This is a genomic window from Candidatus Dependentiae bacterium (genome assembly GCA_018897535.1).
Taxonomy (GTDB): Bacteria; Babelota; Babeliae; order Babelales; family UASB340; genus UASB340.
On the sequence record JAHIKO010000043.1, the window covers coordinates 1 to 11198 of the forward strand.

The window sequence follows — 11198 nt, forward strand, 5'->3', positions numbered from 1 at the left end:
CAGCTTTATTATAAGTTCCCTTAAATTCAAAGCGTCTAACAACGCCTTTAAAGGTTTTTAAAGCGTCTTGTATTTTTTTTAATGGAATATCTAATTCTAATGCAATACCTATAGAGGCAAGAGCATTTAAAACATTATGTCTTCCGGCAATATTTAAATTCATTTGGCCAATAAAATTTTTATTAAAATAAATATTAAATGTCGAGCCATTGGCTGTTGTTTCTATAATTTCACCCATTATATTTGCATCTTGTGTAAAACCATAAGTAATAGCATTTATATTTTTAATTGGTAAAAGAGATTTTACATTTTCATTATCTATGCATAAAAAAGCTTTACCAAAGAAAGGTAATTTATTTAAAAATTTTATAAAAGTTTGTTTTATATCTTCTAGATCTTTATAAGTTTCCAAGTGCTCTTTATCTATATTTGTTATAACTGCTAATGTTGGATATAAATTCAAAAAAGATCTATCTGATTCATCAGCCTCTGCTACTAAAAAATCACTTTTACCAAAATGAGCGTTTTTAGAAATAGTTTTTAATATTCCACCTACAATTATTGTTGGATCGATATTTGATTCAAGTAATATGTGTGAAATCATAGATGTAGTAGTAGTTTTCCCGTGTGCGCCGGATACTGCAATACTATATTTTGTGCGCATAAGTTCTGCAAGAATTAAAGATCTGTGTACAACTGGAATATTTTTTTGTAATGCCGTATTAACTTCTTCATTTGATTTATTAATAGCTGTAGTACAAACTAAAACGTCAGCATTGGTGATGTGTTCTGTATTGTGATTTTGGTAAATGGAGCAACCAATACTTTTAAGATGTTCTATTATTGAAGAATTTGTATCTTTGTCGCATCCGGAGATATTGTAACCTTGAAGCTTTAATATTTCAGCAAGGCCACTCATTCCTATTCCACCGATGCCCATAAAGTGTATATGCGTTTTTTTTTGTACATTTTATTCTCTAGTTATTTTTGTGAATCTAATTTATAAAAAATATTTAGTAATTCGATCAAGACCTTCTATTAATATATTTGCTTCTCTTGCAAAGCATAATCTTATAAATTGTTTTCCGCTGTCACCAAAATCTTTTCCGGGTATAAGAGATACTTTTGCTTGCTTTAATATATCAAGAACCAAGCTTTCCGAATCATCATATTGGGTTTTTAAAAATATAAAAAAACTACCCATTGGTTTTTGATATGAAAAAATATTTTTTTCTACCAATGGTTTTAATTTTTCACATGTTATATCTAGATTAATTTCAGTTTGGTCATGAAATTTTTTTGTAAATTCATAATGATCCAATGCATAAAGAGCTGCATGTTGAGATGGGATGTTGGTACAATTTAATAAAGCATCTTGCATTGATCCAACCGCAATATTTAAACTATTTGGAATTACCATATATCCAACTCTCCAACCGCTCATACCCATACTTTTTGAAAAAGTATTTACGTTTATAAAATATTCAGATTTAGTTACAAATTTAACAGTTGATTTATAAGATTTGTCAAAAGCATAATCTTTATATGCTTCATCAATAATTAAATAGATTTTATTTTGTTCACACCAATCCAACAATTCTTTAATTGTTTGTTCATCTATAATTATACCCAATGGATTCCATGGGTTTGAAAATATTAAAATTTTTGTTTTTGATGTTGTCGCTTTTTTTATTTTTTCAATATCCAAATACCATTGTTGATTTGAATTTTTTTGATCATTGGTCATTGATACAAATATTGAATTTGCTCTTGCCAATTTTGTTAGTTTATCATAAGCAGGATAAGTTGGTTCGGGTATTATTACCTCATCTCCCGGTTCCAATAAAGTTAAAAATAGAGTAGATAATGCACCTATGCATCCGTGAGTAACTATTATTTGGTTTGTATCTACTTTAATACCATCTTGATCAAAAATAAATTTAGAAATACGTTCTCTTAGTGGCAAAATTCCCCAGGCACTTTGGTAATAATCTGTTTTATCCGTATTTAAAATATTTTGTAAGTGAGTTTTTATTTCTTTTGGTATACCGCCAACTTTTAGAGCACCTTGAGATAGTGAGATATATTCGTTGCTGCTTTGAGCAATACTTTCAATTTTTTTTATACCGGAAAGAGGTATGGTAAGCATTTGTTTTCCTTGAATATTTAAGCCAAAATGTTGAGTAAAATAATTAGTTCTTTGTATGATAATTGAAATAATATAAAACAACTAAAGATTATTATTATTGTTCTTAATGTGTAATGAAGATATTTGTTAGCGAAAAATTTGTCATAACCAATTATAAAACGATAAAAAGTGCCAAAGCCGGACACAAAAAATATTAACCAATGTGGCCATGGATTTGTTATTGTTACATAAAATAGATTTGTAAAAGCAGATATAAAATATATATTTTTAAAAAATAATACAGAATAAATTGTAAAAAATGCAGCCAGTGGCCAAACTATTAATTCGGGATATTTTAGCGTTTTTTTTGTAATAAATTTATATGGTGCTCCTAGAATTAATTTTCCATGAGAACCGGGTATGCATAAAATATAGAAAGCCCACAAAACCATAGTTGCTAAAATTGAAGTATGAAAATCATTTTTTAGATAAAAGTTAAAAAAAATAAATGTTAAGAATGCAAATGATATAGAAATAGACATGATAAAATATTTCGTATTTTGCTCCATTTTTCCCCACTTTTTAACAATTAATTAATTTAGCTCTAAGTTTGGCTCTAATTTACTATTTCGCAATATCACCAAATTTTGTAAACTTTTTTCATATATTGCTGGCCTGCCAGTCGTAGCTCGTTAGAGCGAAGACTGGTGGAGCTAACCGGGGTCGAACCGGTGACCTCATGAATGCCATTCATGCGTTCTACCAACTGAACTATAGCCCCAAAAGTTATTAAAACATTAATAATAAACTTTAATATTGTAAATATTAAAAAAACTGTATAAAAAGAGCAAGTATTTTTTATACTATTTTTGTTTTATTTAAATAAAATTTTAGCTTTAAGGTATTAAAATGAAAAATTTGTTAGAGATTATTAAAAAAATACGGCCAATTTTGGCTATGCTTATAAAAAATGGAGCTACGCCATATTTGGTTGGCGGTGTGGTTCGCGATTTAGTGTTAAAAAAAACGATAAAAGATATAGACATAGAAATACATAAAATATCTCTTAGGCAACTTGAAACTATATTACAAAAATTTGGACATGTAAGATTAATAGGTAAGAGTTTTGGTGTTTTACACATTGATGGATACGATATTGATTGGTCATTGCCCAGAACTGACTCAATAGGACGAAAACCAAAAGTTAACATAAATCCGGATATGAAAATAGAAGATGCTTTACGTAGACGTGATATTACAATGAATGCAATGGCTATAAATTTAAAAGATGTTTTAAGCTTGAAAAAAAATATAATTTTTAAAAATATTATTATAGATCCATTTGGTGGTTTTAAAGATATAAAAGAAAAAAAATTAAGATATGTAGATAAAAAATTGTTTGTACAAGATCCTTTACGTTTTTTTAGAGTTATGCAATTTATTGGAAGATTTGAAATGGAGCCGGATAAAAATCTTAATTTACTTTGTAAAAAAATAAATTTAAAAGATTTTAAAAATAAAAAAAATATATCAAGAGAAAGAATTTTTGATGAAATTAAAAAACTTTTATTAAAATCAAAATCGCCATCATTAGGGTTTAGATGGCTGGGCGAAATTAATAGATTAAAAGAATTGTTTCCCGAGATTTATAATTTAATTGGAGTTAAACAAAAAGAATATTATCATCCTGAAGGTGATGTTTTTGAGCACACTATGCAGGCTCTTGATGCTGCTGCAAGTTTAGAATTATATGAAAATGAAAATGAAAAATTTTTAATTATGCTTGGCGCGTTATGTCACGATTTTGGAAAGCCCTATGTTACAGACGAAGCTTTTTCATGTAAAGGTCATGAAGTAGCAGGGGTTGCAGTTGCTAAAAAATTTTTAAAACGCATTACAAATAATAAATGTTTAATAGATTCTGTTTGTAAGTTAGTTTTGTATCACACGAGAATTATAGATTTAATAAGATCCAAAACAAAATTGAGCGCATATAAGCGTTTAGCTTTAAAATTAGCCCCAAACTTAAATTTAAGGCATTTGGGGTTAATGTTTTTAATAGATATTAGAGGCCGAAATTCTAAATCAACAAAACCATTAAAAAGAGCTTTTGTGAAACATGAAGATATTATGCTTTATGATAAAGATATATATAATAAATTTTTATTTAATATAAAAAAAGCACAAATAGAATATGGACCACAAAAACCAATTTTGATGGGTAGAGAGTTATTAAAATATATTAAACAGGGGCCTAAAATGGGTGAAATTTTAAAATATGCATATAAAGTTCAGATTGAAAAAGATATAAAAGATATAGAAATATTAAAAGAGATTATCCTTAGAAAATTTAAAATAAAAAAGGCGGTATGAAACCGCCTAAATTTAATTTTTTACTTAGCTTTTTTTAGCCAAAGCTTTGTATATTTTTTTGAAGCTCTTCGTAGAATTCCAAAACTCTTTAAGTACTTAATCATTTTTTCTTGTAATTCTTTATTTTTTGCAAAATCAGAAGAGACATCTTTTTTGGATATTCCTGAATGTAAAAATTCTTCAGGTGTTTTATATAATTCCAGTGGTTGAGCAAATGTAATTTTGATGCCGAATGGATCTTTTAGTGAAAATTCTTTATAACCATAAGAACTGTCTTTGAGTGGTGAAATTATTTGTAGGCCTTTTTGTTCACATTTATTGTAATATTTTTCTATGCCTTTTTTCATTTCAGCAAATATTCCAACGCTACGGCTTGAACATCTCTTGATGAAACTAAATTCCGCAAGTTCTTCAATGTGTGGGGCTCTGAAGATAATAAAACATTTGCCTTTTCTTATGTGTGCATAAGAAATAATATCTTCGGCCCCTTCATTTTTTTCTACAGATAATTCGATAATGTCAAAAAACAGTTTCTCAGTATAAAACTTTACTGCCTTATCAACAGAATCGACGACCAAAACAATTGTTCCGGATTTCATCATGTTTTTTCTCCGCCTTCATTACCACCAACATAAAACGTGCCTATTTTTGAATAGCAACAAGTTTTTGTGTAAGTCTGCTGACTTTTCTAGCTGCTGCATTTTTCTTAAATAGGCCTTTACCTGCAGCTCTAGCGATTTTACTTTCAGCAATGTTCAATAAATCTTTAGCTGCTGTAAGATTCTTTTCTGCTATCGCTTCACTATATTTCTTTATAATAGTTTTTATCTCTGATTTTCTAGTTAAATTTATATTTCTTTTTTTTTCGTTAGTTTTAGCTCTTTTTTTTGATGACTTTAAATTTGCCATGATCAATAAACCTTTTATAAATTAAACAACTTTTTCTATTTTTCCGGATTTTAAGCATTTAGCACAAACAGAACCACGTAGAACATTTTTTTGTCCTTTTAGCGTATATCTTATTGCATGAACATTCGGATATACCCATCGTTTGGTTTTGTTGTTTGCGTTACTCACATTATTTACAACTTGTGGTCGCTTATCGCAGATAACACATATATTTGCCATTTTTAAAGTGTCCTTTCAACGCATAACTTTAATTTTTAGTGGTAATAACAATCTTAATGTCTTATATATTAACAGAAAAACTGTTTTTTTAAAACACCTATTTTACTTACTTTTCGTTATTTTTCCAAGCATGGGTTATTCTTGGCGTTATATTCAAAAGTGTATAAACTTCTTCTGCTTGTAAAGTCTCTTGTTCTAACAATTTTTTTACTAAAAGTTCTAATTTTTCTTTGTTTTCTGTAATTAAAACTTCAGCTTCTTTGTAGCAATTTTTAATTATATGGCTTACTTCTTCATCTACTAATTGGGCTGTTTTTTCAGAGTGTCTAGGCGTAGATTGAATATCTCTGCCTAGGTATGGATGCTCTTTTGTGTCATCAAATGTTATTGGCCCAAGGCTCGACATTCCATATTGAGTTACCATTTTTCTAGCTATGTTTGTTGCTACTTCTATATCATTAGAAGCTCCGCTTGTTTCTTCATTTAAAAATACTTTTTCACATATTTTACCACCCATTAATACCATAATTTTTGATAACATTTCAGATTTTGTAAATGAAACACGATCTTTTTCAGGTAAAGACCATGAGACGCCTAAGGCGCGTCCTCTTGGTATAATTGTTACTTTATGAAATGGATCTGTGTTTGGTAATAATAAGTTTAATAAAGTATGTCCGGCTTCGTGATAAGCTGTTCTTTCTTTTTCTTTATCTGTTAATCCTAAAGTTTTTCTTTCTGCACCCAGCATTATCTTATCTCTAGCTATTTCGAAGTCATTAATTTCAACATCTGCTTTATTTGCTTTTGATGCAATAAGAGCTGATTCATTTATTAAATTTTCAAGATCAGCTCCGGAAAATCCGGGTGTGCCGCGAGCTATTTTTTCAAGATCAACATTAGGATTTAATTTTACATTTTTGGTATGAACTTCCAATATTTTTTTTCTGCTATCCAAGTCAGGATATGGAACTTCTATTGTTCTATCAAATCTTCCGGGTCTTAAAAGTGCCCTATCCAAAACATCCGGTCGATTGGTTGCTGCTAAAATAATAACAGCCCCATGCTCTGTGGAAAATCCATCCATTTCGGCTAATAATTGATTTAATGTTTGCTCTCTTTCATCGTTTCCACCGCCAAGACCAATGCCTCGTTGTCTACCTACAGCATCAATTTCATCTATAAATACTATGCATGGAGAATTTTTCTTTGCCTGCGCAAATAAATCACGCACTCTTGATGCACCAACGCCAACAAAAACTTCTACAAAGTCTGAACCGGAAATACTAAAAAATGGACAACTAGCTTCTCCAGCGACAGCTTTTGCTAAAAGAGTTTTGCCGTTTCCGGGAGCACCAGTCAAAAGTATGCCTTTAGGTATTTTTGCGCCTAAACGTTCAAATTTTGCCGGGTTTTTTAAAAAATCCACAATATCTTTTAAGTCTTCTTTTGCTTCTTGTACACCGGCAACATCTTGAAATGTTACATTTATGGTATTTGGTGAGAAGAATTTCGCTTTACTTTTGCCAACATTAAATATTTTACCGGTTCCACCTTGGCCGCTTTGGCTTTGGCGAATAAACATAAACCATAAAAATAATAAAAGTAATGGTAACAGTGATATGAATATAAATCCGCCCCAACTTTGTTTTTCTGTTGGCATTACAGTAATATCTATATTTTTTTCTTTAAAAGAATCCCATAATTTTTCAGATGGTATGATATAACATTCAAAAATTTTACCATCTTTTAATTCACCTTTAATATATTGTTCACTAATAACAACAGATTTTATTTTTTCAGACTGAATCATTGTTAATAATTCTGTATAATTAATCTTATCTATTTGTCTGTTTGTACTGTTATACCAAAAAAGATACGCTAAACCAATTCCAATGAATACAAAGAGTAGCCATAAAGCATTAGGGCCCTTTTTATTGGAATCCGGTGTTTTAGAATTGAAAAAAGAAGGTTTTTTTTTGTTTGCCATAATTAATTAACCTTTATTTAATTAAAATTTATTTTTATTTTAGACAAATATTTTGATTATCTAATATTACTAGATTATTAAAAATAAAAAAGTAAAACAATTTTTTTATTTTTAAAACTTAGTTTTTAAACTGAAATTGGACTTTTACTCCACTTTGGATAATTTTTGGGCGCATGACTTTGTGTTAAAACTCTTATTTTTCCGCTATTTATGTTTAAAACTGCGATTTGTTGTGTTTGTCTGCCTTTAGTATATTCGAAATCGTAGGCAAATAGTATATAATTGCCACATGGTGAGAAATCCGGTTCATGTTTATTACCGAAATTAAAAGTTATTTGTTTCTCTACTTTGTCATTAATATTTAATGTGAATAACTGAAATATGCCATCTACTTGTCTGGAATATACAATTGAATTATTTTTTTCACAGTAAGATGGGGCTGCGCAATATCCTTGACCATTGGTAAGTCTTTTTGTTGTATTTTCTTTTTTATCCAAAATATAAATTTGAGGTAATCCTGTTTCATAGTCTGAACAAAATATTAAATTATCATTTTCAAGTAAACATGGAGATACATTGGTGCCTTTATTATTTGTCATTTTTTTAAACACCGTTTTATTAAATTTTTTATTTACTTGAGTATCGTAAAGATATATTTCCGAATTTCTGCCACCCGATAAGCACAGAGAAACTTTTGAGCCATCTTTTGAAAAAGACGGTTGCATATTTAAGCCTTCATATGCACAAATTAAATTATTATTTTTATTTTTTAAATTAAACGATTTTAAATTTATTTTTTTAGTATCAAATTGAGAATAATAGATTATTGGTAATTTGGTGTGCCAACTCGGTGCAACATTTATTTTGTTGTTTGAAATTATTGTATTTTCAAAATTACATGAATAATCTGCAATGCAAATATTTTTTTGCGTATTTGAAATCATTTTTGAATATGCTATATAATATTGACTTATTGATTGTTCTCCTGTGAGTAATGGCAATGTATCAGCAGCTATTTTATGTGCTGTTTTGATTAAATTTTCTTTTTTAAATTCATAATCTTTTTTATAAATTGTAGTTAAATTTGATAGATTTTTTAATTCAATTTCTTTTGTATTAAGATTTTTATCTTTTATATATAAACATAGACTTGTACCATTTTCAAATAAATTTTTTTCAGTTTGATCAAGTGGCAAAGTTTTTGCTTTTTTTAGCTCAGTTTCAATTTGGTCTGAAAACTTAATATCATATTCTATAGTCTGACAAAATTTTGATATTTGTGCTTTTATATCGGGATTAATTGGTTCTTCTCCAACTAAAAGTATTAAACATTTGATTTTATCATTTTGGATATTTGAAGCGTTAACGTCAAACAGTAAATCAGTCACGGCACTTATTTTGACTGTAAATAACAATATTATTAGTAAAAGTTTTTTTATTGATATCAAATACATTTATTCTCCTAAAAATTTATATCTACTGTCTGAAGTGTATTGAAAAATTTTTGCCCCATAATGATTCTTCAAATTTAAATTTTTTCGCAACTTGAGTGATACTTAAATCATAAATTAAAATATTGGATTTTTGCATTATTTCATATTTTTCAACATTGCCGCTGTTATCAATATAAAATCTTACAATGCACTCCGATCCTTTTGGAACTCCTATTGGTGGATGCCATAATCTGGAAACTTCTTTTTGAATACTTTCTTGATATTTTATTATTTCTTGATCATCTTCGCCTAAAAGATTTATCTGCATTTCGTCATCCGGTTGATCTTGTAACAATTGTTGCTCTTGTTCTATATTTTCAGACTCAATATCTTTAGGTTGTTCAATCTTTTGAGATATTACTTCAGGTTCAATCTTTTTTGCAGGCTCTTGTTTTTGTTCTATAATTTTTTCTGCAAGCTTTTGCTTCTTTGGTAATTTTTTCTCTTTTTTTATTTCTTCTTTAAAAGAAGTGTTATTTTTTTTGTTTAAATTATTTGTGGATGCTTTTGTTCGTGTTTTTTCTTGTAATAATTTTTTTTTATTATTCTTAATTTTATTTTTACGTTCTATTCTTGTTTTTCTTGCTTTTGACTCTTGAGAGAGCCTTTTGGCATACCAATCTGTTTGAGTAAAATCTTTATGCGATTTGAATAATGCTAGAGACTGCCTTTTTGAGTGTGCACCAAAAACTAAAAATTGTTTATTTATTTTTTTATTGGAGTGTGTCGCAAAAAGTGCAATTAAAATTATTATTAGGTGGGTTATTGCAGAACCTATTAGATAATTTCTTGTTAATTTATTCTTCATATTTTAATATTAAGATACGGGTCTTGTTGACATTGCCACATACTTAACCCCGGCAAATTTTAACTGATCAACGATTTCAATTACTTTACCATAAGCTACAGATTCATCGGCTTTTACATAAACAGGTAAATCATCCTTTTGAGCTATGGCTTTTTTTATTGAATCAACAAGATCGTTTATCTTGATTGGATAACTATTGAAAAAAATTCTATTATCTTTACTTAATGTGACCACCAATTCTTGTTGCGTTCCAACTTCTTTGCTTTTACCAAAAGGTAAATCAACTTTTATACCCGTTTGAATAATTGGAGCTGAAATCATAAATATAACCAGTAGATTTAATGCGGTATCCAATAGCGGTGTAAGAACAAGTGCCGGCATTTCGACATATCTTTTTCTTTTATTTCTTTTATCTCTAAATTTAGACATAAAAACCTCCTATTTAAGATATGTAATTTTTAATATATTTAAATATCTGTCAGTTATATTTAAAAGAATCTGTTCTTGTCTTCTAATTTCATTTGAAAAATAATTAAATGCAGCCATTGCTGGAATAGCAACAATTAAACCTGCTAATGTTGTTGTAAGTGCCTCAGCTATACCGGGAGCAACAATTGCTAGATCGGCAGATTTTTCATTACTAATATTTACGAAAGCGTGTATTAAACCCCACACAGTTCCAAATAATCCAATTAATGGAGATATTGCAAAACTTGTACCCAGTATTGGTAAATATTGTTCACTATTTGATAGTATTTGGTCTATATGCTGATTGGAAAGCATCTCTAATTGCTCGAAATTTTGATTTGTTAATGTTGAATCAGTTTTTTCTGACATTAATTGCTTTAAATCGCTTAAATTATTTATTAAGAATTGATTACCTATAAAATGTTTATTGGTTTGTAAGATTTCAACAAGTTTATCTAGATTATTTATATTTCGTATATTTTTGAAAAGATCTATTAGTTCAAGTTTTTGTTTTTTTAATTCTTTGTATTTGAATACTATTATTGCAACGCAAACAATAGAAAGTGCAAATAAGCCTAATAATATTATTTTTGTCATCCAATCTGATTGAGTTATTAAAACCCAGGCCGGTGATTTAAATATAAAATTTAACATGAGATATCCTTTTTATTTTTAAATTTTAAAAAGTTAATTTTTAGAAGTATAAATAAAAATAACAATATAATAAATAAATTTAAATTTTATGTTACTTGTTTATTTTTAACAAAATTAATTTTTCTGGATTTATTAAATTATTTTTTATATTTTCTATAG

General features: G+C 28.3%; 12 protein-coding genes and 1 tRNA gene. 1 reads left to right on the top strand and 12 read right to left on the bottom strand.

Features of this window, described 5'->3' with window-relative positions; genetic code table 11:
- The 4 genes from murC to KKE07_02705 all read right to left on the bottom strand — a co-directional run.
- The coding region (murC, locus tag KKE07_02690; GenBank protein ID MBU4269762.1) for a UDP-N-acetylmuramate--L-alanine ligase at positions 1–919 on the bottom strand (919 nt) is incomplete at its 3' end.
- Positions 920–1000: 81 nt separating this feature from the next.
- Complete coding sequence (locus tag KKE07_02695; protein ID MBU4269763.1) at positions 1001–2149, bottom strand: pyridoxal phosphate-dependent aminotransferase; 1149 nt, start codon at positions 2147–2149, stop codon at positions 1001–1003.
- 17 nt (positions 2150–2166) lie between these two features.
- Positions 2167–2697, bottom strand: coding sequence for a hypothetical protein (locus KKE07_02700; GenBank protein MBU4269764.1), 531 nt, complete (start codon positions 2695–2697; stop codon positions 2167–2169).
- A 136-nt stretch (positions 2698–2833) separates the two neighbouring features.
- Positions 2834–2909, bottom strand: a tRNA-Ala gene (locus KKE07_02705).
- Between the two features lie 128 nt (positions 2910–3037).
- Between KKE07_02705 and KKE07_02710 the strand changes: the two genes are divergently transcribed.
- Complete coding sequence (locus KKE07_02710; protein ID MBU4269765.1) at positions 3038–4501, top strand: HD domain-containing protein; 1464 nt, start codon at positions 3038–3040, stop codon at positions 4499–4501.
- A 20-nt stretch (positions 4502–4521) separates the two neighbouring features.
- Here KKE07_02710 and KKE07_02715 read toward each other — a convergent pair whose 3' ends face one another.
- The 8 genes from KKE07_02715 to KKE07_02750 all read right to left on the bottom strand — a co-directional run bounded on the left by KKE07_02715 (position 4522) and on the right by KKE07_02750 (position 11039).
- The gene (locus tag KKE07_02715; protein MBU4269766.1) at positions 4522–5103 is read right to left on the bottom strand and encodes a VOC family protein; all 582 of its coding nucleotides are present in this window, start codon (positions 5101–5103) and stop codon (positions 4522–4524) included.
- Between the two features lie 40 nt (positions 5104–5143).
- Positions 5144–5410 (bottom strand): 30S ribosomal protein S20, encoded by a 267-nt coding sequence (gene rpsT / locus KKE07_02720; GenBank protein ID MBU4269767.1) that lies wholly within the window; start codon positions 5408–5410, stop codon positions 5144–5146.
- A 21-nt stretch (positions 5411–5431) separates the two neighbouring features.
- On the bottom strand, positions 5432–5629 hold the full coding sequence (rpmB, locus tag KKE07_02725) for a 50S ribosomal protein L28 (GenBank protein MBU4269768.1): 198 nt from the start codon (positions 5627–5629) through the stop codon (positions 5432–5434).
- Positions 5630–5735: 106 nt separating this feature from the next.
- Positions 5736–7616, bottom strand: coding sequence for an ATP-dependent zinc metalloprotease FtsH (ftsH, locus tag KKE07_02730; GenBank protein ID MBU4269769.1), 1881 nt, complete (start codon positions 7614–7616; stop codon positions 5736–5738).
- Between the two features lie 125 nt (positions 7617–7741).
- Positions 7742–9070, bottom strand: coding sequence for a hypothetical protein (locus KKE07_02735; GenBank protein ID MBU4269770.1), 1329 nt, complete (start codon positions 9068–9070; stop codon positions 7742–7744).
- Between the two features lie 22 nt (positions 9071–9092).
- Entirely contained in the window at positions 9093–9917 is an 825-nt protein-coding gene (locus tag KKE07_02740; protein MBU4269771.1) for a TonB C-terminal domain-containing protein, read from the bottom strand.
- Positions 9918–9926: 9 nt separating this feature from the next.
- Positions 9927–10346: a biopolymer transporter ExbD gene (locus KKE07_02745; protein MBU4269772.1), complete on the bottom strand. Its 420-nt coding sequence runs from the start codon at positions 10344–10346 to the stop codon at positions 9927–9929.
- A 9-nt stretch (positions 10347–10355) separates the two neighbouring features.
- A complete protein-coding gene (locus tag KKE07_02750) occupies positions 10356–11039 on the bottom strand; it encodes a MotA/TolQ/ExbB proton channel family protein (protein MBU4269773.1) in 684 nt (227 codons plus the stop codon).
- Positions 11040–11198 lie beyond the last annotated feature (159 nt).

What these genes read in the sequence shown, in the direction of transcription:
- KKE07_02735 (MBU4269770.1), bottom strand. Translation starts at nt 9,070, where the DNA reads ATGTATTTGATATCAATAAAAAAACTTTTACTAATAATATTGTTATTT.
- KKE07_02710 (MBU4269765.1), top strand. Translation starts at nt 3,038, where the DNA reads ATGAAAAATTTGTTAGAGATTATTAAAAAAATACGGCCAATTTTGGCT.
- rpmB (MBU4269768.1), bottom strand. Translation starts at nt 5,629, where the DNA reads ATGGCAAATATATGTGTTATCTGCGATAAGCGACCACAAGTTGTAAAT.
- KKE07_02745 (MBU4269772.1), bottom strand. Translation starts at nt 10,346, where the DNA reads ATGTCTAAATTTAGAGATAAAAGAAATAAAAGAAAAAGATATGTCGAA.
- KKE07_02695 (MBU4269763.1), bottom strand. Translation starts at nt 2,149, where the DNA reads ATGCTTACCATACCTCTTTCCGGTATAAAAAAAATTGAAAGTATTGCT.
- KKE07_02750 (MBU4269773.1), bottom strand. Translation starts at nt 11,039, where the DNA reads ATGTTAAATTTTATATTTAAATCACCGGCCTGGGTTTTAATAACTCAA.
- KKE07_02715 (MBU4269766.1), bottom strand. Translation starts at nt 5,103, where the DNA reads ATGATGAAATCCGGAACAATTGTTTTGGTCGTCGATTCTGTTGATAAG.
- ftsH (MBU4269769.1), bottom strand. Translation starts at nt 7,616, where the DNA reads ATGGCAAACAAAAAAAAACCTTCTTTTTTCAATTCTAAAACACCGGAT.
- rpsT (MBU4269767.1), bottom strand. Translation starts at nt 5,410, where the DNA reads ATGGCAAATTTAAAGTCATCAAAAAAAAGAGCTAAAACTAACGAAAAA.
- KKE07_02700 (MBU4269764.1), bottom strand. Translation starts at nt 2,697, where the DNA reads ATGGAGCAAAATACGAAATATTTTATCATGTCTATTTCTATATCATTT.
- KKE07_02740 (MBU4269771.1), bottom strand. Translation starts at nt 9,917, where the DNA reads ATGAAGAATAAATTAACAAGAAATTATCTAATAGGTTCTGCAATAACC.